This window comes from Ligilactobacillus agilis (assembly GCF_025311475.1).
Taxonomy (GTDB): domain Bacteria; phylum Bacillota; class Bacilli; order Lactobacillales; family Lactobacillaceae; genus Ligilactobacillus; species Ligilactobacillus agilis.
This window is the reverse complement of record NZ_CP104397.1, coordinates 834,127-859,352: the sequence shown is the minus strand read 5'-3', so window position 1 is coordinate 859,352 and position 25,226 is coordinate 834,127. Positions and strand designations below refer to the sequence as shown.

General features: G+C 42.0%; 24 protein-coding genes. 7 read left to right on the top strand and 17 right to left on the bottom strand.

Features of this window, described 5'->3' with window-relative positions; genetic code table 11:
* Nucleotides 1–25: 25 nt before the first annotated feature.
* The gene (locus N4597_RS04260; protein WP_260904817.1) at nt 26–442 is read right to left on the bottom strand and encodes an arsenate reductase ArsC; all 417 of its coding nucleotides are present in this window, start codon (nt 440–442) and stop codon (nt 26–28) included.
* 5 nt (nt 443–447) lie between these two features.
* Nucleotides 448–2,148: a septation ring formation regulator EzrA gene (locus tag N4597_RS04255; protein ID WP_260905209.1), complete on the bottom strand. Its 1,701-nt coding sequence runs from the start codon at nt 2,146–2,148 to the stop codon at nt 448–450.
* Between the two features lie 142 nt (nt 2,149–2,290).
* On the opposite strand from N4597_RS04255, the gene N4597_RS04250 reads away from it, so the two are divergent.
* The 3 genes from N4597_RS04250 to N4597_RS04240 all read left to right on the top strand — a co-directional run bounded on the left by N4597_RS04250 (nt 2,291) and on the right by N4597_RS04240 (nt 4,064).
* On the top strand, nt 2,291–2,743 hold the full coding sequence (locus N4597_RS04250) for a GAF domain-containing protein (RefSeq protein ID WP_170091561.1): 453 nt from the start codon (nt 2,291–2,293) through the stop codon (nt 2,741–2,743).
* A gap of 206 nt (nt 2,744–2,949) precedes the next feature.
* Nucleotides 2,950–3,558, top strand: coding sequence for a 30S ribosomal protein S4 (gene rpsD, locus N4597_RS04245; RefSeq protein WP_050612044.1), 609 nt, complete (start codon nt 2,950–2,952; stop codon nt 3,556–3,558).
* Nucleotides 3,559–3,620: 62 nt separating this feature from the next.
* Entirely contained in the window at nt 3,621–4,064 is a 444-nt protein-coding gene (locus N4597_RS04240) for a YueI family protein (protein ID WP_260904814.1), read from the top strand.
* A 36-nt stretch (nt 4,065–4,100) separates the two neighbouring features.
* On the opposite strand, the gene N4597_RS04235 is transcribed toward N4597_RS04240, so the two are convergent.
* Nucleotides 4,101–6,143, bottom strand: coding sequence for a hypothetical protein (locus N4597_RS04235; protein ID WP_260904812.1), 2,043 nt, complete (start codon nt 6,141–6,143; stop codon nt 4,101–4,103).
* Between the two features lie 128 nt (nt 6,144–6,271).
* Here N4597_RS04235 and N4597_RS04230 point away from each other — a divergent pair, with 128 nt between their 5' ends.
* The 3 genes from N4597_RS04230 (at nt 6,272) to N4597_RS04220 (ending at nt 8,728) form a co-directional block, all read left to right on the top strand.
* Nucleotides 6,272–7,552, top strand: coding sequence for a replication-associated recombination protein A (locus tag N4597_RS04230; RefSeq protein ID WP_260904810.1), 1,281 nt, complete (start codon nt 6,272–6,274; stop codon nt 7,550–7,552).
* A gap of 291 nt (nt 7,553–7,843) precedes the next feature.
* Nucleotides 7,844–8,128, top strand: coding sequence for a hypothetical protein (locus N4597_RS04225; protein ID WP_260904807.1), 285 nt, complete (start codon nt 7,844–7,846; stop codon nt 8,126–8,128).
* 96 nt (nt 8,129–8,224) lie between these two features.
* Nucleotides 8,225–8,728, top strand: a complete 504-nt coding sequence (locus tag N4597_RS04220; RefSeq protein WP_170091558.1) for a universal stress protein — start codon at nt 8,225–8,227, stop codon at nt 8,726–8,728.
* Nucleotides 8,729–8,817: 89 nt separating this feature from the next.
* Here the strand turns inward: N4597_RS04220 and N4597_RS04215 are convergent, their stop codons facing one another.
* The 10 genes from N4597_RS04215 to N4597_RS04170 form a co-directional block, all read right to left on the bottom strand.
* Nucleotides 8,818–9,822: an Abi family protein gene (locus tag N4597_RS04215; RefSeq protein WP_260904805.1), complete on the bottom strand. Its 1,005-nt coding sequence runs from the start codon at nt 9,820–9,822 to the stop codon at nt 8,818–8,820.
* Nucleotides 9,823–9,978: 156 nt separating this feature from the next.
* Nucleotides 9,979–10,524 carry a DNA-3-methyladenine glycosylase I gene (locus N4597_RS04210; protein WP_225439471.1) on the bottom strand — a complete coding sequence of 182 codons (546 nt, stop codon included), beginning with the start codon at nt 10,522–10,524 and terminating at the stop codon, nt 9,979–9,981.
* A gap of 17 nt (nt 10,525–10,541) precedes the next feature.
* Nucleotides 10,542–12,014: a glycerophosphodiester phosphodiesterase family protein gene (locus N4597_RS04205; protein WP_260904802.1), complete on the bottom strand. Its 1,473-nt coding sequence runs from the start codon at nt 12,012–12,014 to the stop codon at nt 10,542–10,544.
* A gap of 42 nt (nt 12,015–12,056) precedes the next feature.
* Nucleotides 12,057–12,563: a shikimate kinase gene (locus tag N4597_RS04200; protein WP_089144359.1), complete on the bottom strand. Its 507-nt coding sequence runs from the start codon at nt 12,561–12,563 to the stop codon at nt 12,057–12,059.
* A 5-nt stretch (nt 12,564–12,568) separates the two neighbouring features.
* Entirely contained in the window at nt 12,569–13,660 is a 1,092-nt protein-coding gene (locus N4597_RS04195) for a prephenate dehydrogenase (RefSeq protein ID WP_260904800.1), read from the bottom strand.
* Between the two features lie 4 nt (nt 13,661–13,664).
* The gene (gene aroA / locus N4597_RS04190) at nt 13,665–14,969 is read right to left on the bottom strand and encodes a 3-phosphoshikimate 1-carboxyvinyltransferase (RefSeq protein ID WP_260904798.1); all 1,305 of its coding nucleotides are present in this window, start codon (nt 14,967–14,969) and stop codon (nt 13,665–13,667) included.
* 2 nt (nt 14,970–14,971) lie between these two features.
* The gene (locus N4597_RS04185; RefSeq protein ID WP_172586163.1) at nt 14,972–15,508 is read right to left on the bottom strand and encodes a hypothetical protein; all 537 of its coding nucleotides are present in this window, start codon (nt 15,506–15,508) and stop codon (nt 14,972–14,974) included.
* Nucleotides 15,508–16,677 carry a chorismate synthase gene (gene aroC / locus N4597_RS04180; protein WP_260904794.1) on the bottom strand — a complete coding sequence of 390 codons (1,170 nt, stop codon included), beginning with the start codon at nt 16,675–16,677 and terminating at the stop codon, nt 15,508–15,510. Before aroC ends, N4597_RS04185 begins: the two co-directional genes overlap by 1 nt.
* Complete coding sequence (locus N4597_RS04175; RefSeq protein ID WP_260904792.1) at nt 16,674–16,937, bottom strand: chorismate mutase; 264 nt, start codon at nt 16,935–16,937, stop codon at nt 16,674–16,676. The genes aroC and N4597_RS04175 overlap by 4 nt, the downstream gene beginning before the upstream one ends.
* 1 nt (nt 16,938) lies before the next feature.
* Nucleotides 16,939–18,135 carry an MFS transporter gene (locus N4597_RS04170; protein WP_260904789.1) on the bottom strand — a complete coding sequence of 399 codons (1,197 nt, stop codon included), beginning with the start codon at nt 18,133–18,135 and terminating at the stop codon, nt 16,939–16,941.
* Between the two features lie 416 nt (nt 18,136–18,551).
* Here N4597_RS04170 and N4597_RS04165 point away from each other — a divergent pair, with 416 nt between their 5' ends.
* Nucleotides 18,552–21,083, top strand: coding sequence for a M1 family metallopeptidase (locus tag N4597_RS04165; RefSeq protein ID WP_260904787.1), 2,532 nt, complete (start codon nt 18,552–18,554; stop codon nt 21,081–21,083).
* Between the two features lie 85 nt (nt 21,084–21,168).
* Here N4597_RS04165 and tpx read toward each other — a convergent pair whose 3' ends face one another.
* The 4 genes from tpx to N4597_RS04145 form a co-directional block, all read right to left on the bottom strand.
* Nucleotides 21,169–21,663 (bottom strand): thiol peroxidase, encoded by a 495-nt coding sequence (tpx, locus tag N4597_RS04160; protein WP_050612030.1) that lies wholly within the window; start codon nt 21,661–21,663, stop codon nt 21,169–21,171.
* Nucleotides 21,664–21,780: 117 nt separating this feature from the next.
* On the bottom strand, nt 21,781–22,947 hold the full coding sequence (locus N4597_RS04155; RefSeq protein ID WP_167589302.1) for a hypothetical protein: 1,167 nt from the start codon (nt 22,945–22,947) through the stop codon (nt 21,781–21,783).
* Nucleotides 22,948–23,051: 104 nt separating this feature from the next.
* Nucleotides 23,052–24,206 (bottom strand): D-alanine--D-alanine ligase family protein, encoded by a 1,155-nt coding sequence (locus N4597_RS04150; protein ID WP_050612028.1) that lies wholly within the window; start codon nt 24,204–24,206, stop codon nt 23,052–23,054.
* A gap of 158 nt (nt 24,207–24,364) precedes the next feature.
* Nucleotides 24,365–25,210, bottom strand: coding sequence for an aminoglycoside phosphotransferase family protein (locus tag N4597_RS04145; protein ID WP_172579932.1), 846 nt, complete (start codon nt 25,208–25,210; stop codon nt 24,365–24,367).
* Between the last annotated feature and the right edge of the window lie 16 nt (nt 25,211–25,226).

Sequence of the window (25,226 nt, the reverse complement as noted above, 5' to 3'; positions counted from 1 at the left end):
AAGCTAGTCACTAACTTATGTCCCTTTAAACATCATTCTCAAATTCACCGGCCGTTATCCGCCTAGCTAACTGGCGTACCTTAGCTTCGATTGTAGCGATAACTGCCTCAAAGGTCGCGTCGTCTTTGCCGGTGGGATCACTTATCCCCCAATCTTCGCGATAACGACAGGGAAGCGCTGGACAACTTACATTACAGCCCATTGTAATCACAATGTCTACTGCTGGTAAAGCCGCTAGTGTTTTAGAAGTTTGGCTTTGCGTCAAATCCAGCTGATACTTAGACCTCATTAATCGCACAGCATCTGGATTTAAGGCTGTTTTAACCGTCCCAGCCGAATAGCTCTCAAATACTTCGGAAGCTAGTAATTTGCCTAAGGCCTCTGCAATCTGACTGCGACAGGAATTATGGACGCAAATAAATGCTACCTTGGGTTTGGCCATCTTAATCACCCCTGTTGGCGCTTATGATAACGAGCGCTGACCTTGTCATAAGCTCCCGGTTCCACTTTATCGACCGCTTGGGCAATCGTATCTAAAGCCGCTACGTAATCATAGTCTTCGCTAAAGAGCTTCTTAGCCTGTTGGTATGCTTGCGCCACCTCCGGATAACGATTACGATACCGGTTAGAATATTGGAGCATTTCTTCCGTGAGGCTCGAACTGTCGACAATATCCTTGGTCTTTTCTTCTAAGACATCTAAATCGGCCTGCGTATCTATTAAATCCTTGGTAATCGCAGCCATGTCAATTTTAACGTGGTCTAATGATTGGTAAACAGCCTCTACTTCATCCTTAACCCGGTAGTAGTAGTCAAGGTATTCGGTTTGTAGCCCCGGCAAGTTCAATTTTTCTAAATCGCGCCGGTACTTGGCCAAATCCAAGTTAAACTGGTTAACAGCCTCCCAGGCCTGCTTTTCTTCCTTCCATAAGTTAGCGACCCCATCATTAATCCGGCCTTGTTCCTCTTCGATGGTCTTTAAGTCATTAAAAGCTTGTTCCATTTGTTGCCAAATTTGACTATAAATAACCCCGTCAGTCATTAGGGCCGCTTGGTAACTAGTATAGGCTGCGTGAATTTCTTTTAATTGTTCAGCTAACTGGCGCTCCCTTGCCTTTTCATCATTGTTTAAGGTGTAATTTTGCCCCAGGCGATCCAATTCTAACGATAAGCGCCGTTCTTGTTTTTCTGCATGCTCGATAAAATCTGCGTAGAACTTGGTCTTAGCTTCGACCTTTTCGCGCGCGGTATACTCTTCTTCAAAAACAGTGTAGGCTGCTTCAATCTGGTGGCCGAGCTCTTTTTCTAATAGCTTCGCCGTTTCCAAGTCTAACTTGGTTAAAGCTGTGGTCAACGCCTGGCTTTGTTGATCTAAGTCCGCCAACTTAGCCGTCATATCCTCTTTAAAGAGGTACTTTTCTTCCTGCATCTTAGCTAAGGCATCCTTTAAGTCTGTTAGTTGGTCTGGGTAAACGTTATGTAGTTTTTGATAAATAGGCGGAATCTGCTTTAACGCCACTTCTAGTGTTTTGGTGTCATCTTTTAATTTGGCTAAAGCCTTATCAGCCTTAACGTAATCACCATTTTCGGCAATATTTTCATATTCTTTAAAATCCTTTTCCAAATCAGCTAAAGCTGCTTCTAAGCGCGTGATTGCCGGCCCATAGGAAAAATTCTTGGCCAATAATTTCTTACGAATTTCTTGATACTTGGTCTGCAGGCTGTCGATATTTTGTTGATGTTGGTCAGTTTGTTGTTTGATTTGTTTAATCTGCTTGATAATCTTAGTAAAGGCCATGTTAGCAGCTGTCCCCTTAGCTTCAAGCGTTTCCAAATCTGACTTAACTGTAGGAAAACTAAAGTGCTGATTGGCCTCCTTAACGTCTTTTAAGCGTTCAACTAAAAACGGTAATTCCCGGTTGATTAAGGCCCGGTAAGACTTATCTAGTTCTTCAAAGGCCGCCAAACTTTCCCCGGTCAAATTTAATTTACTGATAGCAGCTAGCTCGTCTTCTTGCGAATTAGCTTCTATCTTGGCAGTAATATCTTCAATGGCACTAATCCTTGCATTATTAAGTCTTTGAAAATATAGTGCCCCTAAGTATATGACAACCGCCAAAACAACGATTGCTACTAAAGCTGCTACCATCACAATCCCATCCTTCACAAATTATTCTGCACTTATAAAACATATTTATTGCCCATAAATTAAAAGCAGTATACAATATCCTAATATATAGATTATAACATATCTTCTATAGTAAAAAAGCTTAATCTTGGGGTGAATTTTTATGACTCAATCACTACTTGCACAACAAATCGATGCCCTTTTAACTGGGGAAACAAACCAAATGGCCAACCTAGCCAATGCATCCGCCCTCTTAAATGATAGCCTAACAGATATTAACTGGGTTGGTTTTTACCTTTATCAAGCTGACGCTGCTGAATTAATTCTCGGTCCCTTCCAAGGTAAGGTAGCCTGCATGCATATCAAAGTTGGTCAAGGTGTCTGTGGTACGGCTTTTGCCAACAAGGAAGTGCTACGGGTAGCCAACGTCCATGAATTTGCCGGCCATATTGCCTGCGATTCAGCAAGTAATTCCGAAATCGTTCTTCCATTACACAACGCAGCCGGTGACTTAATCGGTGTCTTAGACATTGATTCACCTAGTCTAGACCGTTTTAGTCAAGCAGATGAAGCCGTTTTGGCCGAATTTGAACAAGCTTTAGCAAAACATCTCTAAAAGACTTGACAAAGCAAGCACTTCTTGTTATTCTAACGTTTGTGTAAAATAATGCAGCAGTAAGTGGTAAGCTCGTCAACAGTTTATTGCCAATTGGTTCGGTTAGTAACCCTTCGGCTGCAAGGGTGAACTCGCAAAATAAACTGCACGAATACTAAACTTACAAGGATTATTTTACTCCAAAACAATTATTGGAGGAATTTTTAATGTCACGTTATACAGGTCCTAGCTGGAAAGTTTCACGCCGTTTAGGTATTTCTCTTTCCGGTACAGGTAAAGAATTAGCTCGTCGTCCATACGCACCAGGTCAACACGGTCAAAACAACCGTCGTAAACTTTCAGAATACGGTTTACAATTACGCGAAAAGCAAAAGCTTCGCATGACTTACGGTGTTTCAGAACGTCAATTTGCTAACCTTTTCAAGAAGGCTGGTAAGATCCGCGAAGGTAAGCACGGTGACAACTTCATGATTCTTTTGGAACGTCGCTTAGACAACGTAGTTTACCGTTTAGGTTTAGCTACTACTCGTCGTCAAGCTCGTCAATTAGTTAACCACGGCCACATCACTGTTGATGGCAAGCGTGTTGATATCCCTTCATACGAAGTAACACCAGGCCAAGTTATCTCATTGCGTGAACGTTCAAAGGACTTAACTGTTGTTAAGGAAGCTTTAGAAGCAGTTGTTGGGCGCGCACCATTCGTTTCATTTGATGAAAACACAATGTCTGGTTCACTTGTTCGTTTACCAGAACGTGATGAATTAGATGCAAACATCGACGAAGCCTTAGTTGTTGAATACTACAACAAACTTTAATTTTTAGTATTAATGGGTCAAGAGCTGTTCTTGGCCCATTTTTTGATAGAAAGGATGGTTTTATGTCAGATCAACTAGAAGACCGCCTCACCCAAAGCTTAGCCGGCACCTCCCACTTAAAGCCAGATGAGCAAAGACGCTATCTCGGCACCTTTAGGGAACGCGTTAGCCTGACGCTAACATACGACCAAGCCCAAAGTGATTTTTACCTGGCGCGACTTAAAGATGAAATGCTAGCCCACCCCGACTACCAGTTGGCAATTAGGAGCGACTTAAACGAAACACCTCTAAACAAACTCCTCAGTTTTGCTAGCCAACACGAGTTAAAAACGGTTTTAAAGGCAGACGAAGCTAGTCAAAACCCTAGTCCCTATGCCTTAGTTTTGGCTAGCCCAAGTCAAGCCCTACACGTTGAAGTCATTGACGTTGCTGAAAAGTATCCGCAGGAAGAAACTGCACCAATAAAGCCTAGTCACCCTAGTTTTTGGCAGAAGTTATTTGACTAAAAAGAGGCGCACCCCCATCAGGAGTGCGCCTCTTTTTTAGTTAGCTTTTAATAATTTATCTAAGATTGTAGCCGGTAAGTCTTTATTAGCAGCCATTAACACCTGCAAGTGTAAGGCAAGGTTAATTTGCCGGTGGGCCCCCAAGAAGTATAACTGCCCTGGCTCTTGTTGATAAGCTTGGTAGATATTAGGGATAATTAAGTCAATTTGCCCTTCACTCATGCCTAAAATCTGAGCGATTTTTTCAATCGCAGTACGGTAGGATTCATCTAGGTCGGCCAAACTTTCCACTTGACTGGCCCCCGTATTCTCAGTTGCATCATAACGTAAGAGCACTTGAATTCCCCGAGCAATTACATCATTTAACCCTATTCCCTGGCTAGCCAAGGTTTCACGTTCTACTGGCCCCAAAATTAAGTGCTTACTTGCGATTAATTCCTTTAAGCTAGCCCGGCCATTACCGACTACGTTAGCTGGAATCCGTTCAACTAAACTAACCAGCTTACCCTTGATAATTAACGCCCGGTAGGTAGAACCAGGAGCCACTTGTTCAAGGAGGGCTTGCTTTTGCTCCTTCAACACGGCTTGAACACTGGCCTTTAACTGCTTTGAACTAGGAGGCAATCTAAAGAGTCGGCTGGCTTTAGCAGCTTGGTCACTGACACTCTTAATTGCAAGGGCCTTATCAGCTAACTTAGGCGCTAAGGTCTCTAGTTCTTGCAGACTCTTGACCTGCCAAGCCTTTAAGGTCTCAAAGCCTCCAGCAGAAACTAGTTGCTTACTTACCTGCTTATTTGCCCACATTGCTTCCAACAAGGCACTATTTTCCTTGGTTTTAAGCCCGGCTTGTAAGATGGTCTCATCAATTTGAACGAGGCTTAGCTCCTGGTTTAAAATTCGAAACTTATGGTTAGTCATAATCACGGCTGTAAGCATTGTTTGGAGTTCGTAACTTAACGTTTGCTTACCTGTTTCAGTTTTAAAGTCCCCACTTAAGGCCAGACTGTATAAAGAATCAGCCTCGCCTTGCGCCCTAAGTAAGCTAGCACTTAGACTAGCCTTAGGATCAGCAAGTCGTTTTCTTAACTTAGTGTAGGCTGGCTGCCAACCTGGATAGTAATAGGCGCTCGCAAAGTGATTTAATTCCTCTAAAAACTTGCGTAACTCACCGGCAACCACACTGGGGGCAAATGGATTTTCGGAAGCCACGGTTTGATTTAATGCCCGGGCCTGGCTCAAACTTGCCTTTAAATCCTCCGCCCCGATTCCTTCGGTCATTAAGAAATAACCTAGACAGACATTTAAAAATTCTAAAGCGGGTCCTTCGATTAAGGTTTCGCTGACGGGATTAAAATCAAGGCCTGTGATTTGTAAGGCTTCAATCGTCTGCTTGCCATCAATTTCGATTAAATTCAAATTAACATTATCGCTCGTTAAACTAGCACTGCTTTTACTTGCTAGATAGCTTTCCAGGTTAAGGTAATCTAGGGCATTAGCTTCCTTTAATTCGACTTGGTTTAAGCTGTTAGTCACACTTCTTTTTGGGGAGCTTAATTCTTCACTAACCCCTTCTTGCCAAGCAAAGGGTGTGGCCCCAAAAAGATAAGTCATGTAAGCACGCTTAGCCACTAATTGTTGGGCTAATTTTAGGTAGACCTGGTTACGAAAACTAAGGTAATCAATCTTGGTTTCCTTAAATTTACTTGTATACAGCAATTTAAATAAATTTTCTGGTAAAACTACTTTCAGACTATAACCCGGCTGTCTACCGTGGTGTTTTTTACTTGCCTGACTAAAAGGAAATACCTTTTGGCCCCTCGTTAATTGCTTATTTAAGGTCTCAGTGAGTAACCTTAATTCGCTTTTAAGCTCAGCTAAGTTTAAATTAGGATTAGTTGTTAGACTGACACTGTGGCGGTTTTGCTTTAGGTACTGGTTTTCTTTTAGGCTATCAGCTTTCAGCCACTGACCATTAGCCTCTAAAACTTCAACATTTTTAGTTAATTGGTAGGAGATATTTTCTAAGACATCCGTTAAATTATCAATTTGGATTTGGTTTCCGATTGCATCTACTTGCACAAAATCATCCCTCGCTATTCTTTTCTCTTATTATAAAGAAAGCTAAAACCATAGTAAAGCAAGTCAGTAACAGATTTAGCCAAGCTATGCTAAAATAATAAGTAAATTCTCAAAAGGAAGTGACCTGTTTGCAACCACTCGCCTACCGTATGCGCCCGCAAAAAATTGAAGACGTCGTCGGGCAAGCTGACTTAGTGGGGCCAGGTAAAATTATTCGCCGGATGGTGGAAGCCAAGCTTCTATCCTCGATGATTTTATACGGCCCTCCTGGAACCGGTAAAACCAGCATTGCTAGCGCGATTGCCGGCTCAACTAAATACGCTTTTCGGACTTTAAACGCCGCCACCGATTCTAAAAAGGAGTTAGAACAAGTTGTCTTGGAGGCCAAAATGTCTGGCACCGTCATCTTACTTTTAGACGAAATTCACCGCTTAACCAAACCTAAGCAAGACTTCCTCTTACCCCACTTAGAAAGTGGCCGGATTATTCTCGTGGGTGCGACAACCGAAAATCCCTACATCTCAATCAACCCAGCCATCCGCAGCCGGACCCAAATCTTTGAAGTCAAACCTTTAAGCCCGGCAGACGTCAAAATAGCCATCAACCGAGCTTTGACCGATGAGAAAAACGGCCTAGGCAAACTTAAGATTAACTTAACCCCAGAGGCGCTAGAGCATTTAAGCCAAGTCACCCATGGCGATTTAAGGAGCGCTTTAAACGGCCTAGAACTAGCGGCTAAATCGACGCCGCCGGCTGCTGACGGCCTAATTACCATCGACCTGGGTGTAATTGAAGAATGTGTTCAAAAAAAGGCCCTGGTTCACGATAAGGATGGCGATGCCCATTATGACGTTATCTCCGCCTTCCAAAAGTCAATTCGTGGCTCCGATGCCGACGCCGCCCTTCATTATATGGGCCGTCTAATCGAAGCCGGAGACCTCCCCTCTATTAGTCGCAGGTTGTTGACCATCGCCTACGAAGACATCGGGTTAGCTAATCCCCAGGCGGCAGCCCGAACCGTCCAAGCCGTTACGGCAGCAGAAAAAATTGGTTTTCCCGAAGCAAGAATTCCCCTCGCAGTGGCCGTAATCGATTTGTGCCTTTCACCGAAATCAAATTCCGCCATTACTGCCATTGATGCTGCCTTAGCGGATTTGGCTAAAGGAAATTACGGTGAGATTCCTAGCCACTTAAGAGATAGCCACTATCAAGGGGCAGCTAAGCTCGGCCGGGGTGTAGATTATAAGTACCCCCACGACTACTTACACGACTGGGTAAAACAAGACTATTTACCAAGTAAACTAAAGCAAAAACACTACTACCAACCTAAAGATAACGGCCGTTATGAACAAGCCTTAAAGGAACAGTACTTAAAACTGTGTCAGGCACAAGGTCGCCCTTTTAGTTAACGCTTTCAAAGTAGTTTGAATTTGTTTGAAAGCTATGTTATGATGATGGTAGTAAATCTGCTGTGTACGCCTTATCCTTTACGTATGGTTGACCGAACACTTACGACTTAGATATCCGGAGTTTGCTTGGTGGCTGTTAGACCATTTCACTTGGGTAACAAAAGCCTAGCTAGGGATATATTTTCCTGCGACAGCGGGTGCAACTACTGGGATGATTAACGGCATAAGCGGATTTTGGGAGCCAAGCAATTGGCTCTTTTCTTTTGGATTTTTTTGAAAGGATTTTTGATTTTGAAGATACTTGCCATTATTTTATTAATCATTGTCAGTTCCATCTTACTTTTTATGGGCGGCTACTTACTTGGCCACCAACGTAAGCCCTTTTTAGTCTTTCACCCTGAAAGCACCCCGACCTTAGGGGGCGTTTTAAAAATTTGTGGCCTAATCTTACTGGCACTGGGAGCCCTTAGCCTTTTCATCACCATCATTGGTCAGATTCTGTGGGCCCTACTAATTGTACTTTGTGCCGCATTTTTTGTGTCAATTTTGTCTTTTATCATGCTAACTTACCTTTAAATCGATAATTTTTTATGATTTTGTAACTGGTTTCACTTTTCATTTATATCAAAATGAAGTAAAATATAAGTGAGGAAGACAGAAAGGGTGAGTCTTATGTTACAAAGATATAAAAACATTTTAGTTCCCGTTGATGGTTCTTACGAAGCTGAATTGGCCTTCAAGAAGGCAATCGATGTTGCTAAACGGAATGGTAATGACACTGCCATCCACCTTGTTCACGTCGTTGATACCCGTGCTTTCCAAAATATCTCTAGCTTCGACACTGCCATGGTTGAACAAGTTACTGATACAGCTAAAAAAACAATGGCTGGTTACGTTGAAGATGCTAAAAAAGACGGCTTAACCAATATTGATTACGCTGTCGAATACGGTGCTCCTAAGGTAGTAATTGCCAAAGATTTACCTAAGGAAAAAGACATCGACTTGATTATGATTGGGGCCACTGGTTTAAATGCCGTCGAACGGCTCTTAATCGGTTCCGTAACCGAATACGTAACCCGGGTAGCCGATTGCGATGTACTTGTTGTTAGAACTGATCTTGAAAATAAACCAGCGCTAAGCAAAGCCCAACGTAAGGCCCAACAAAAGAAGAACTAAATATTATTTAATTGAGATGGTATCAAAAAGGACCTCTGAGCTAGAACTCAGAGGTCTTTTTTTACGCAAAATTATAAGTTTCATCTTATTTAGATACTTAAATTAATCCTTTTTATCCCTATACTCTTTTTATTTTCAAAACCTATTTTTTGTGCCTCGCTATCACTAGTAGCAAATTTCCGAACACTCTTCATTAATTTACCTATGTCATATCTAGGATTGATTGCCTTTACTAAATAGACAATCATCAAAATAGGTAATGCAACCTTATTAGTGTATACGATTTTCTTTCTCTCTGAGTGACTATATAAAAATGGTTTTATTTTTTCATTAAGTGGTGGTTTAGTTCTAAGAGAAAAATCTATAAAATTTCTATTGTGACAACAAATATTCCTAATTAAGTTAATAGTTTCTAGCCATTTTATTAAATCATATTCACTTAACTTAAAATATTTAGCCACTTCTTTCCTCAGTTCTTCATCCATTAACTTTAAAATTCTTACAGAGCCACCAAAATCTAGCATGCCTACCATCAGCCATACAGAAGGGTATATATTTTGAGTTGTACCAATAAAATCAATAATGTCAGGATTACTAGACTTTCTTACTGCGTTTGCTAGTTTCTTTTTAAATCTAAGCTCCTCATCTTGAAGCAGATATTTGTTAACCTTTTTATTTTTTCCTAAATATCCATTTATTCCACTAAGCTGACACCAATTATTAAAATCTAAATAACCAAACGCCCCACATCTATTTCCCAAAATATGCGCTATTTTAGCATTCAGAGCAACTTCTATTGTTTCTATCGCTTGTAGTACATGTTGTTTTAGATGTTTATCATAAAAATATCTATTGACAATATCATCAAACTTAATGCCGTTATATCTTTTACCATTATAAAATGGATTTGCATATTCCTTAATCACATAATATCCTATACTCTCAATGGACCGTAATTGTCTTTGATACGATAAATACCGTGTTTTATTTAATCTTAACTTTGATAATTCCACATAATTTAAGTTTATCTCAGCTATTCCTCGTAACTTAAGCAAAGCTAATTGTTGCTCATAAGATAACTGCCATATATTCATACGAATATTCTCCTAAAAAAAAAGCCCCACCTTTTCGTGGGGGGTTTGATCTACCTATTTTATACTACAATATAGGTAGATTGTCAATAAGTAGACACTGGATCAGTAGCACAATTTAGATTTCCCACTCAATTATTTTCAAATCACCACTAGTTACTAGGCTTCCTTACAGGGACACGACTCTAAATGGTCATTAACCATTCCACTAGCCTGCATAAACGAATAAATCGTAGTCGGCCCCACGAACTTAAAGCCCACCTGCTTTAAATCCTTAGCCATTTGGCTGGCCAAATCCGTTTGAGCAGGCACTTGCTCGCTTGACTGCCAGTGATTGATAAGTGGTTTTTCATCCACGTAAGCCCAACATAGCTTGGCTAACGATAGTTGCTGATCATAAATCAAGCGGGCGTTGGCTAAAATTGCTTCTAGTTTACGCCTATTTCTAATCAGGGCCGGATTGGCGAGTAGTTGGGCTAAGTCCGGCTCGTCAAAGTTAGCCAGCTTGGCAACCTCAAAATTAGCCAAGGCTTCCCTAAAGGCTGGTCGTTTTTTTAGGACGGTTTGCCAACTTAACCCAGCTTGCAGTTGTTCTAGACATAAGAGTTCAAATAAAGCACGTTCATCATATAAAGGCTTGCCCCATTCTTTATCATGGTAAGCCTCCATTTCTGGACTTAGGTAAGCCCACGGACATTTCAGCATAATTATCACCTCATTATCTATATACGCAAACCGTAGCCAAATTCATTCAAAATCACCCTAAATTTTGCTAATCTTAAACTTTTCTTATCATTTCGCAAGCGCTTTATTTCTCTTTTTACTTGGCTTGAATCGTCGCTAATAACTCCGTCTACTCCTTTAGCCAGCACCCGCCTAATGTCAGCTGGCCGGTTAACCGTCCACACGTAAACCTGCTGGTGCCTGTGATGGAGTTGCCAAACCAAGCCCCGGGTTAAGGTGTTTTGCTCGACGGAATAAAAATCAAGGGGACCCAAAACCAAGCCCCACATGTTAATCGGTAAAACGTAGCCCACCGAAGTCCTAGGACTTACCGCTTTTAACTGCCACAAAGCCCGCAAACTCATGCTATGCACTTGATCTCTAGCTGCCAGCTCATTAGCAAAGGTTTGCCCAAATTCTTGGCCACTGTTAGTTTGCCGGTAATTTTTATTTGGGACCTTTAGTTCGACTAACAGTGGTTGGTCCAAGCGCTTGGCTTCGCTTAAGTAAGTGGTAAAACTAACCAGCTTGGCTTGCTTACCTGCCTGGCGTTCCCGGAGGCCCGTTAACTGTTTTAAATTACTTTGGTCAACCACCAGTGCTTTACCAGTTAATTGTTTCAAATCCTCATCATGACTAACAATAAACTTGCGGTCCTTAGTGGCTTGGACGTCCATTTCTACTAGATTAGGTTTTACTTCCCGCTTAGTTTTTTGCAAGGCCAAGGTGGAGTTACCTAAGGCATTATCTTGATTCACGCCCCGGTGCGCAATCACCTTAACTCCCCTTGCTAACGGTTGACTTAGATAAGTCCTTGTTTGCCAACCAACTAAGCTTAGCGCGCAGACTATCCCTAAGAGTCCTAATTTACCCAGCCTTAACCTAACTAGGTGACCCGTCAATAAGAAACTATAAAAAAGATAGACCAGCCCTAGATGCAAAACCCAAGCAGCACTCGCTAATAAGGTTAGGTAAGCTAGACTATCTTCAACTTGACCTAATTTTATTAATAGAAAAGACAGAATTAATTGGCCACTAACCACTAACAAGGCGCCCGTTAAGTAGCGTTTGGCTAAGGTTTGGGGGCTAAATTCGCCTAACCGCTTTACCCAAATCAAACTGGCCAAGGTGAGTAGGCCACAACCTAGTCCCAACACCGGTACCATCAAGCGCCGATTATTGGTGAAAAAATCCAGCCAGTGCCAACCTAAGCGTAAATGGGTTGTTAAGTCAAAATAAGTACTAAGCCCTAAAAAAGGCAGGCCGATTATCCCTAAAGCTAGCATTGTTATTAGCCAGCTGATGTAATTGACCTGCCGCTTTTGCCTAAAATTAACTGCTCCTACTAACAATGGACTAAAAATTAAAGCTACCCCTACCGCTAAGACAGAGCAAGTAAATAGCTGGCTAGCTACAAGAACAATTCCTAAGGCAACTCCAAACAAACGCTGGTTCACCCTAAATTCAGCCACTTTTACCACCTCACTTACTAACTATCTTAGCAGATTAACCGGCTAAACGACAGTCTCTAAACTAGCTAAAATTTTGGCTACCACTTCCTTAGGGGTCAACTTATCCGTTTGAATCGTCAAATCCGCACACTGCTGATAGTGACTTTGCCGGGCTTGCTTTAAGGCTAGTAGCTGCTGTTTAGCCATTTGTTTAGCTAGTGGGCGTGAGCAATCTGTTTTTAACCGTTCTAAAATCGTCTCACCACTGGCTTCCAGCAAAATAACTTTTGCTCCAGAAGTCGCTAAAATTTCTGCATTATCCGCTCGAAGTGGGGTGCCACCACCAGTTGCTAAAATCCCACTTTCAGTAATAATTCTTTTTAGCGAGTCATGTTCTAGCTGCCGAAAATACTGTTCACCATGGCGGTTAAAAATCTCCGTAATTTCACTACCTGCTTGCTTAACAATCGCTTGATCTAAATCGACCACTGGTTTAGCTAAAATTTTTCCTAGGAGCTGACTAATCGTAGTCTTGCCACTTCCCATAAAACCAATTAACACGATTTCCATTACAATCACTCCCGTTCAACTAGTTCATACTCACCGGCTAATAAGTTGCGCGCAGTTTCTAAACTGGCAGCCTGCCCAAACGTTAGGTGTAACACCCCGTTAACCTCTTCTCGTACTTCTAGGATTTGGATATTAACTAGGTTTAAATTTGCTTGCGCTAATCTTTGCGTAATTTTAGCAATCTCACCCGGACGATCAGGGATATTTAAAAATAAATCGTAATATGGGTGACTGCCCTTTTCAGAGTTATGCTCTAAATTCCGCCGTACTTGCTGAGCTTGTGCGAAAAAGTTCTGGATTGCTTTGCCATCACGAAGCACTAACTGTTGCTTGATTTGCGCTAACGTTTCTTGATAAGCTGCCAGCTCTTTTAAAATCACAGCCTGATTATTTAAACAAATGGCCGTCCACATCGTGGGGTCAGCAGCCGCGATTCTCGTAAGTGACTTAAAGCCTCCTGCCGCTACCTGCAAGCCAAGCGGTTCATGCTTAAATTGCTCATTGGTTTGGTTAACCAAGCCAGCCGCAATAATATGAGGCAGGTGACTAATCTGACCGACAATCAAATCATGCCGTTGGGGGGTAATTTCAAGCCACTTGGCCTTAGTCGGTGCCAGTAAACTTTTTACCGATGCCAATTTGGCTTGGCTTTGCTCATTTGTTGGGAGCAAAAAGAAAAAGGCGTTCTCAAATAGGTCACTTCTCCCAGCACGAACCCCACTTTTATGGGAACCAGCCATAGGATGACCGCCTATAAAAGTAATGGTGGGTGGTAAAGTAGTGGCAGCTTGCATAATACTTTGTTTACTACTACCAACGTCTAACACCACTAACCCAGCTTTAACCTTAGCATTCCTTAAGCTATGTATATCTTCGATAATCACCGATACCGGTCCGGCTAACAGCAAGTAATCAATCTCGCTTAAATCAGCTAAGCTTGTTAAACATTCATCAATGATTCCGTGACTTAAGGCAAAATCTAAACTAGTTTGCTGCTTGTCTAAGCCATATATCTTTACTTCCTCAGTCTGTTTTTTTAATGCTAAGGCCAAAGAAGTACCGATTAACCCTAGACCTTTAATTGCTACCTTAATCATCAAGTCACCCCACTATCAAACTCGCTAAGTCAGTTAGAAAACTCGGGTAAGAAATCCCAAGTGCTTGTGAATTTTTCAGTCTAAACTGCCCCGGATTTCTTAAAGCTGCCACCGCTCCCAGCATCCCCAGCCGGTGATCTCCGTGGCTATCCCAACTAATATCAGCAGTGACCCTTAATTGTGGCTGGCCTTCAATTACCATCCCATCCTGCAATTCTTTAACATTAACCCCTAGCTTACCTAGCTCCTGACAAACGGTCTTAATTCTGTCCGTTTCTTTAAAACGTAGCTCCGCGGCCCCCCTAATCTCACTAATTCCATCAGCATGCGCCGCTAATAAAGCCACTAACGGTAGTTCGTCAATTAAGGCCGGAACGTCTTTGGGCCCAATTTTGATGGCCGTTAACTTACTACTTTCAACAATAATGTCCCCTAAGGGTTCACCAACACTTTGCCGGGCTTGAATCGTCATGTTAGCATTCATTTTCTCTAACACCCGCAAGATTCCCGTTCTAGTAGGATTTAGACTGACGTTGACTAACTTTACCTTAGAATTAGGTGTTAACGCTGCTGCCACCATAAAGAAGGCCGCTGAAGAAATATCCCCCGGCACCACTAGCTCTTGGCCACGTAATTCCTTAGTCGGTTGAACTTTGATAGTCAGTCCATCAGCCAAGATTTCAATGTTAGCCCCGAATTGTTTTAACATCAACTCCGTATGGTTACGCGTTGGTAGTTTTTCAATAATTGTAGACTCGCCTTTTGCCTGTAAGGCGGCCAAAATCAAGGCACTTTTAACCTGCGCGGATGCAACTTCCAATCGAATCGTCGTTCCTTTTAAGCTGCTAGGTTCTATTAAGGCTGGCAGTGTTTGCTGCGAACTAATTTTTATGCTGGCCCCCATCTTAGCTAGCGGTTCGGTCACCCGTGCCATTGGTCGCTTACTTAAAGACGGATCGCCCACTAAACTCGTCTCAAAGCTACTAGCAGCTAAAATTCCCATCAATAACCGGGTGGTCGTGCCAGAATTGCCCATATCTAAAGCTTCCTTAGCCGCCCTCAGACCATGAAAGCCCCTCCCATTGATGACTACTTTTTTGGCCTGGGTATCAAAATCAATCTCTACTCCTAATTTTTTAAATGCTGCTAACGTAGTCAAGCAGTCCTGACCATCACTAAAATTTTTAACTGTCGTTACTCCCTGGGCCAATGCTCCTAACATAATGGCCCGGTGTGAAATGCTCTTATCCCCTGGAACTTCTAAACTGCCCCGCAATCCTTTATTAGCTTGTTGTAACGTTACTTCCATTCTCATTCACCCTTTATTCGATAAAGTGCCCAAATCATCTTGACATGATATTCTTGTTCGACAACCTCACCTTGACCTAAGATAAGGTTGTACTTGTTTGTCAAAGCGTAGCGACCATCCACTAAATAACGTTGATACGCCTCGTATTTAGAGGGGGTATACACCACTTCTAATTTTCCTAGCGGTAATGCATGCAACAGTTCTTTAGTCGCGCGGTGAGTATAGACCCGCTTACTAGTCGTTGCTATTTTCCTAACCAACACCACCGGCTCTAACTCATACACAAAACTATCCAACAGGTCTAACTTTTCTAAGAAGCGATAATGAATATCTCCCCAGGAAAATGAACCAGTTGCTGCTTGAAAAGCTGTGGGAATTAGTAAAAGTTGCCCACCTAACCGCTTTAAATTACCTAACAACTCTTCGTAACTGCTATGAAGCTGTAACCGGCCCGTAATCTTTTTTTGGTTCAAATAGTGCTGCCCTGCCCGGTAACTATCCGTTTGCTTTGGCCCTAAAGTATTGATTACCTCCACCATTAGTAAGCACCTAATTCCTGGCGGTAAGCGGCCACTGCTTTTTGCAACCTAGATAGATTAGCCCCCTCAAAGGTTGCCAAAATTACCCGTGCTAGTTCGATTGCCACCGTTTTTTCAACCACAATCGAAGCAGGCACAATCGCAGTGGTGTCAGAACGCTCAACGTTAGCCTTTACTAACTCCTTGCTATTAATATCAGCTGTTTGTAAGGCCTTGTATAAGGTAGGAATAGGTTTCATAACGGCATTTATAACCAGTGGCATCCCGTTAGTCATTCCCCCTTCAAACCCACCTAAGTGATTACTTAGGCGACTCCAGCCTTGCTGTTCATCCCAGGTAATTTGATCCATAACTTGACTGCCCTTTTGATAACCTAAGTCAAAGCCATCCCCAAAGCTGACACCCTTGATAGCATTAATCCCCATTACCGCTTGGGCTAACTTAGCATCCAGCTTATTATCCCAACTGGTATAACTACCAAGTCCTACCGGAACATTTTCTACTACAACCTGAATAACGCCCCCTAAGGTATCACCCGCCCGCCTGGTTTCATCAATCAAGTTATGAATCGAGTCTACTTGCTCTTGGGCTAAAATGCGTAAGTCATTAGCCTCGATTTGTTTTTTTATCGTAGCTACGTCTACTGCTCGGGCTGTTCCTAAATCATGCCCCCCAATTACTTTGACATAACCTACTAACTCTATCCCTAATTGACCCAATAATTGTTGGCATACACTACCGATAGCCACCTTCATTGCCGTTTCCCGGGCGGATGAACGCTCTAACACGTTGCGCAAATCCCGGTGACCGTATTTCATTCCGCCAACCAAGTCGGCATGGCCCGGCCGTGGTTTTTCCACCCGCCGGAGGGTATTTTTCTCATCGGCCGGACTAGTTGGATTCATTATTTCACTCCAGTGAGAGTGATCTCGGTTCTTAATAGCCAAAGCCAATGGGGAACCCAAAGTTTGGTTATGGCGCAACCCACCTAAAATTTCTACTTGGTCGTGCTCAATTTTTTGCCGGTTCCCCCTACCATAGCCCCCTTGCCGGGCGGCCAAATCACGGTTGATTTGTTCAATATCTAACTTAAGGCCGGCTGGCAACCCACTTAAAATTCCTGTTAGTTGCGGGCCGTGTGATTCTCCTGCGGTTACATATTCCATCATAAGTTTTCCTCCTGCTCCTTCGCTTGATCCATAAGCGTTTGGTAAATCACCTGTAAACTAGTAACTAAGCTTTTGTCTTGACATAAGCTAGCCACCTTTTGTAAAACCACCGCCTCACGTTTTTCATCTAAAATGGCTAAATGGCGGGCGCGTTTATACTCACCAACTGCCCGCACTAATTTGAACCGTTCCTCTAACAAGCTAACTACTTGCTTATCGACTTGATTAATCTGCGTGCGTAAAATATCTAGCTCAGTCATTTTAGCCTTCCTTTCGTGCTGTTAATCTCAGCAAACCTACAATTACCAGCCCAACTGCTGCAATTACTAAGTCACCTCCAAAGGCAGTAGCAATTCCTTGATCTGATAACAGCCCGGTAATCAAGGGCACCGTGAAGGAAGCGATACTACCAAAGAAGTAGTAAATCCCCGTGACTAATCCACGGTGCTTAGGAAATAGATCCATAAAAACTGTCAAGCCTGTCTGCATTACCCCACCAGCAGCACAAAAACCAAACAATAAGCTGGCTACTTGAATAGCTAGTAGATTAGGGGTTAATAAGAGGGCTACCAAGGCAAGTAACGCTCCGCCATTTAAAACCAACATCAAATTTAATTTACGTTTAACCTTTTGCAACAGGAAGAACAAGACTAACACCCCGGTGATTGAACCTACACTATACAGTGACATCATTAATTGCGACTGCGTAATTCCTAAGTTCAAGCTTTCCTTGGCGTATAAACTAATCCACTGTGTAAACCAAATCATCAATGCCATGGAAGTGTATCCGTAAACTAAGAGCAAACCTGTTTGAAGGTTACGCTTCGTTTTACTTTCTGCTTGGGCAAATTCCTGTTGGGCACTAGCTACTTGGTTAGGTTGAGGGAATTTTAAGGGGACAATTAAAATTAGGTTAACAATAATCACTGCCGCCATCACAATAAATGACCAACCATACCACCAAGCTTGTTGTTGAATTGTTGCGATGATCAATGGTAATACGAATTCACCCAGTGACATAAAAGCCTTGATTAAAACCGTTCCGTGCCCCTTACCGTTATTCATTTCTACTAAGGTTGTGTAAGTCCCTGCGTCTAAAGCTGAGTTAGCTATCCCAGCTAGAATTGCTAGGCCGTAAGCTACTATCAAGTTAGGGTGCATTACCATGCCTAATGCAAAGGTTAAGTATGACAACATGCCAATGTAAATAAATAACTTTCTACTCAAAGCGTCGGCCAAGGGTCCTGTAATTAGGTATGCTATTAACCGCCCAATTCCAATGCCAGAAATGACAAAGGAGACAACTTTTAAGGGCGTTCCCCAGTCTTGACTTAAGGCCACCATATTTTGGGCTAAAATAATCAAACCAAACCCATGAACGAAATAATTCAAGTATAAACTGAGCGTCAACCGTAATTTCTTAATTTTAATTTCATCATTACTTAATTCTATTTGCATAATCAATTCCTCCTTTACAAGCTAAAAAAACAGGCTAGCTTACAAGAAGTTCTTATAATCTAGCCTGTTTGTCTAAAATTTATTTACCGTTTTCTAGGTTTTAATGATTTTGACTCATGCTAGATTACCTACCTAGCATGGACATCTCTAATGATAGCCTTGCCTAGGTACGAACTCCTTGCCCGTACCTAAAGCAGATACGAGCCTACCTAAAATAAGCAAAGCCAAAATAATATGATTGAGATGATCTTAAAGTAGTTAAAGTCATAGTCATTAATTCCTTTCCTCTTAACTTGTAATCATTAAAACATGATTTGAAAATATAGTCAAGTTCTAATTTTAAAATAAATCATTCGCAATTTATCACTTAAGAGCGTATCATATAAGGTGAATCTTAATTATAAAGGAGGGTTTTTATGGGACAAGTTGCTCACTTATTAGACGTTTTCGTTCCTAAAAATTACCAACTCTATTTTGACATCAATCGTCAAACCAAAAAGATTAGTGGGGTCACTAAGATTAGCGGACGCGCTTTAAAAACTGATTTGGCCCTACACCAAAAATTTCTAAACATTAAGACCGTCAAGGTTAATGGCCAAGCAGTCGCATTTACTAGTAGCGATGACAGTGAAACCGTTAATTTTACTAGTCCAACTACCGGACCCGTTGAACTAGAGGTCAGCTATGATACCGCCTTAACGGATACGATGATGGGAATTTATCCTTCCTACTACGAAGTTGATGGGGTTAAAAAACAATTAATTGGGACTCAGTTCGAAACTACTTCTGCCCGCCAAGCCTTTCCTAGCGTTGACGAGCCAGCTGCTAAAGCCATTTTTGAGATGGCAATTAAGTTTGATGAACAAGCCGGTGAAACGGTCCTCAGCAATATGCCGGAAGTTCAAGTGGAAGATGGTGTCCACTACTTTGCACCTACCTTAAAAATGTCAACTTACTTAGTGGCCTTTGCCTTTGGTGACTTGCAGGCTAAAAAAACGGAAACTAAGTCCGGGGTAGAAATTGGCGTATTCGCAACTAAGGCTCACCAAGCTAAGGAACTCGATTTTGCCCTAGATATCGCTAAGCGCTCAATCGAATTCTTCGAAGATTACTATCAAACTCCTTATCCCCTCCCTCATTCTTGGCAGCTAGCCTTACCAGACTTTTCTGCCGGGGCCATGGAAAACTGGGGACTAGTCACCTACCGGGAAGCTTATCTGCTCTTAGATCCTGATAATACTCCCCTGGCTACTAAGCGGGTGGTCGCAACGGTCATTGCCCACGAACTAGCTCACCAATGGTTTGGTGACTTAGTAACCATGAATTGGTGGGAAGATTTATGGTTAAACGAAAGTTTTGCCAACATGATGGAATACGTTGCCATCGATGCCCTCGAGCCTAACTGGAAGATTTGGGAAGCATTCCAAACCTCAGAAGCACCGTTAGCATTACAACGTGATGCGACTGACGGGGTTCAATCAGTCTTTGTTGAAATCAAAGACCCCGCAGAAATTGACTCCCTCTTTGATGGGGCTATCGTTTACGCCAAGGGCTCCCGACTGTTGGTAATGGTGCGGGCCTTAATTGGGGACCAAGCTTTAAGAACTGGACTTAAAAATTACTTTACCGACCACCAATATGCTAACTCGGTTGGTGCTGACCTATGGGATGCCCTTGGCCAAGCTTCTGGTTTAAACATCGGTGCTATCATGAAGTCCTGGCTTGAACAACCTGGTTACCCTGTCTTAGACCTAAAAGTCGTTGACGGCGACCTAATTGTCAGCCAAAAGCAATTCTTTATCGGCCAAGGTCAAGACCAAAACCGCCTTTGGCAAGTACCTTTACACGCCAACTTTGACGCCCCACAACTCTTGACAACTAAAGAGCTTAACCTTGGTTCTTACCAAGAGTTGCGGGCTAAAGCGGGCCATGCCTTACGCTTGAATCTCGGTAACACTTCTCACTTGGTTGTCGATTACAGTGACGAATTATTAGCTGATATCTTAACAGAGGTCGATACCCTCAGCGCCATCGACCAACTTCAATTGCTTCAAGACCTACGCCTCCTATCTGAAAGTGGCCGCAAATCACACGCTGAACTGTTGCCATTACTCTTGAAGCTTAAGGATTCTAAGTCAGCGATTGTAACCGAAACCTTATCCCAAGTTATCGCTAAATTCAAGTTCTTCGTTAACCCTAATAGTCAAGGAGAAAAGGACCTTAAAGCCTTAGTAGCAAGCCTAAGCCAAGCTCAGCTTAAGCGCTTAGGGTTAGAAGCCAAGGCCAGTGACAGCAATGATGATTTATTAGTAAGACCGTTAGTCTTAGACGCCGCTTTATATGCCGAAAATGCTGAGCTCATTGCTGCTGCCCATGACCTATTTTTGGCTAACCAAGCTAAACTAGTAGCCTTGCCAGTAGCCGTTCGGGCCTTAGTCCTAAAAAATGAGGTACTTAACTTTAATAGCGACCAACTCTTTGACAACTTACTGGTAAGCTACCAAAAAACTAGTGACAGTAGCTTTAAGCAAGACTTATTGGCCGCTTTAACTAAGACTAAAAAGCAATCTCAACTCGAAAAATTAGTCAGTCACTTTGAAGACGCTGACGTTATCAAACCCCAAGATTTACGGGCTTGGTATGTCAACGTTTTGGCTAACCCTCGCGGGGAACAATTAGCTTGGGACTGGCTTAGAAACGAGTGGAGCTGGCTTGAAGCCAAGGTGGGAGGAGACATGGAATTTCCAACCTACTTAACAGTTACCGCTAGGGTCTTGCACACAGCAGAACGGTTAGCCGAATTCAAATCCTTCTTTGAACCTAAGCTAACTAACCCCGAAATCAGTCGCGAAATCACCATGGATACCAAAGTAATTGCTAGTCGGGTCGACTTAATCCAAGCTGACCAAGCTAACTTCTTGGCTGCACTTGCTAAAATTACTGCTTAAGCTTTATCCAACTCCGTTCTAAAAACAAAGCGCTAAAGATTTACGTTGAAAAACCGTAATCTTTAGCGCTTTTTAAATAAAATACTTAAGCTAGTTTAGTTAGAAAATCTAAGACAGCTTGATAGTTTGGTTCATTAGTTTGCTCAGTAATTAATTCACGGTAGACAACCTTACCAGCCTGGTCTAAAACCCACACACTACGGGCATCAATTCCCTTGGCCTCGATATAAAGTCCCGTTGCCTTCCCAAAATCCTTGGCCTCATCAGAAACAACTTCCATCTTAGCCACTCCTTCGGCTGCACACCAGTCAGCTTGTTGGGCCACAGTATTAGTTGAAACGGTGTAAAAAGCAACTTGCTTAAATTTATCTACCTCTTGGTTGAACTTCTTAGTTGAAAGGCTGCAGACCCGCGTATTGATATCAGGTACCACGCTAATCAAAGTCACTTTGCCCGCTAACTCATCCTTAGTCAAGGTTTGACCAGCCTTAGTTGTAAGTTTAAATTGCGGAAAGTCACTGCCAACTGCAACTGGGGTGCCACTAGTATCTAAAGCTTCGCCATGAAATGTTACTTGCATAAATCATCCATCCTTTCTGTTCTTCTCAAGTATATGACTCTAACTAGATTTTATGCAAGTTATCTGCACTAAGCCCATAAAAAATAAGCATCGCATTGATGCTTATTTTTTTCACCCTTATTTTAAAGCCTTGACTAGTTCTTGATACCAAGCCTTGATTTCAACAGGCAAACGTTCAATTTCAGCAGCTGGGATTTTTGCAAAAACTTCCTTAGCCCGCTTGGCCTTGTCTTTATCAGCTAGTAGCAGATTCTTTAGCCAGTATAAGGCGTCAGCAAATGAGGCTTGCAGACGTTCATTATCTTTTTTGGCTAACCCACCTGATTGCATCAAGAAGTCAAAGAATGGTAAGACGCTTTGATAGAGGCAAGAAACAACTCCAATCATTACCGCCGGTTGATTGCTGTTTAGGAAATATTCCCCCTGCTTATAAACATACAGAGGAAAATCAGCCGCGTTAGTCAAAACGGTCCGCAACTGATTACCTAAAAACAACTGATCATTTAGGTAACCTTCTAGGTAACTTCTGACTACCTTTTTACCACCCCAGTCCTTAAGGTGACTGGCGTTTAGGGCAATAAACTGGTTAATCGCCTTCTTGTTGTTGGCCATAATTTCTTTTTTAACGCGTTCAAACCCAAATTGGTCACTGCTTAAACCTAAGTCAGCTTCCCAAGTCGTAAAGTCCTTATACTTAGCAGCTAAGGTTACGTAAGAAAACTTCTTGTTAGGTTTTTTCATCTTGATTGGATAGTAATTTCCTAAAACCTGGTTAATCGTAATCTCACCTAGGGCTTCCTTTTCAGTTGCAAAGTGACTTAACCAGTAACCCAATAAAGCACAATAGCCAATTTGAGCATCGCGGCTCTTAAACTCAGCTAACTCCCCTGGCAAAAGGCGTTTTAGTTTAGCTTCATTTGCAGAGATAAATGCCAATTCTGGTTCACTAGCATTTAACATTACTTCAACGCCCCGCCCATTAAAAAGGCCTGCGTGCATTTTTTCCACTTGTTCACCGGTAACCGCTAACCGTTGTAAAATGAACCTTAAAATATCTTCAAAGTAATCGCCTAATTGGGGCGTAAAAGGTATATAAAGTTTAGCTTCTGGTTGCACCAAGAGATGATACTCACGTCCGGCTATTTTTTGACTAGTAAGGTACCAATCTAAAAGACCAGCTTTGCCCACCTTTCTTTTAGCTGCCAAGTCACGATAGATATTATCCTTAGCAGCGGCTAAGTTAAGAGCTAATGGTTCATAAGCTTTAACTGTATGTAACTTCATAATTTCCTCCCACTTTCTTTCTTAACCAAAATATTTTACCACGAATAATTCTTAAAAACAAAAAAGCGGGCTAATCCGCAGATTGCCCGCCTCAGTAGTTAGTCTTATTCAGTCTTGCTACCGTCTTTTTTGATTAAGCCCTTACCAACTTTTTCTTGGCCTAATTCAACGAAGTCATAGTGCAACTTAGCATTATCATTGAATTCATCAATCGCAAGTTGGATTAACTTATCAATTAATTCAGCGTATGAAATCCCTGATAAGGCCCATAATTGTGGGTATAAGGAGATGTTAGTAAAACCAGGTAAGTTATTAACTTCCCCAAAGTATGGCACGTCATTTTCATCTACCAAGAAGTCCATCCGTGCTAGCCCCCGGTTGTCTAAAACTCTAAAAGCGTCAAGGGACATTTGTTGGATTTCCTTAGTTAATTTTTCTGGTAGGTTGACTGGTAATTGGAAGACCACTCCAGATGCATCAACGAACTTGTTGTTGTAGTCGTAGAAGTCATCGCCTTCAGGAATATTGATGGCCCCTAATTGGGAAGCATCTGCCTTACGGTTACCCAAAACAGAACATTCTACTTCACGTGGGTTCTTGATTGCTTCTTCAACCATCACCTTAAAGTCATAGTGGAAGCCATCTTGAATCGCCTTGTCATATTCTTCCTTATTACGAACCTTATAAATCCCCACGGAAGAACCTTGACGAGCTGGTTTTACAAATAATGTTTCACCTAAATCGGCTGCTACCTTTTCATATGGGTATTCAGCTTGGTTTTCAGGTGTCACCACTACGTAGCGGGTATTTCTAATTCCGTGTAAGGTCAATAATTGCTTAGTTAAATCCTTATCAAAGGAAACGGCTGAAGAAGCAACCCCACTTCCAATCCATGGCTTGTTAAGTAAGCGGAAGAGGCCTTGCACCGTTCCGTCTTCCCCCATGTTACCATGAATAACTGGGTAGAAGACATCAACGTCTTTAACCTCAGATAAGTTTTGCACGTTTGCCAACGGATTAGAGAAATCAACGTCCTTAATCGCTTGTGCAACTACTTCATCTTCGTTTTCGCCATCGAAGATGCGCATTGAATCCTTATTTCCTAATAAGAAGCCATCCTTAGTGAACATGAAGACTGAAACTTCATACTTGTCCTTGTCTAAGGCATCATAAATATTGTGGGCAGAACGTTTTGACACATCGTGTTCTGATGAATTCCCTCCAAATAACAACGCAACATGCAATTTTTTAGCTACCATTTATATATCCGTCCTATCTCATAATGATTTTTATATTATACGGCCTTCTCTATTATACGATAAGTTATTGATTAAAGCACGAAAAATTTTTCTTTTTCGCCCGTTGTCTAAGATTTTACCATGAAAACCCTGCCTTTTTCCAGTTGTTAAAAAATCCTTTAAACTTTTAAAACGGCATCCCCACGTTCAATCGTAGCTAACATTTTATGGGCCATATCCCCAAATTTTTCCTTATGGTGGCTCAAATGGAATTCACAAATTTCAAGGGCAATTAAAAAGAGAAGCGCGCGCTGTAACTCGCTACGCGGAATTTCAAAGTTCATTACCTGCTTATAACCTTGGATAAAGGCGTGGCGTAAATCAACGTTATGGACCTCGTTGTAAAAAATCTTGATAAAGTCCTCATAGGCAACCCCGATGTGAGCTCGTTCAAAGTCAATCAAGATTTCCTTACCTTGGTAACCCTTAATGTTTCTTAGGCTATAATCCCCATGTAAAACGACCTTAGGTAGTAATTCATACTCACGATCTGCCGTCGGTAAATCGGCTAACAATAATGCATAGGCCTGATTAATGTCATCTTGATACCGGCTTGCTTGCAAGGCATCAACGTAGGCTTTTATTCGTTGTGATAGCTTGCGTTGGTCATGGTAGACACTAACATTGCCGGTGAGTTTTTGGTGGAAATTGGCTAACAAGCGCCCATACTCTTCCGCCTTTTTTTCGGTCACCTTTACCTCATTACTATCAATGTCCGTCAACTGCCGGTCTTTTAAAACCACAATATAGTTATCTTCAAAAATTACACTGTCTAAATAAATTTCTGGGCAGTAAACCTGGTTAACGTGTTGTTCAGCATAAAACATTGCTTCCGCCTTAAAAATTTTAACAAACAAATCACACCGATAAAGCTGACTATAACCAACTAGGTGCTGGTTACCCGCTACATCATGAATATTTGCTAGCTTGGCTTGATAATACTCATTTAAAAAATCCACTAACATATTACTTTACCCCACA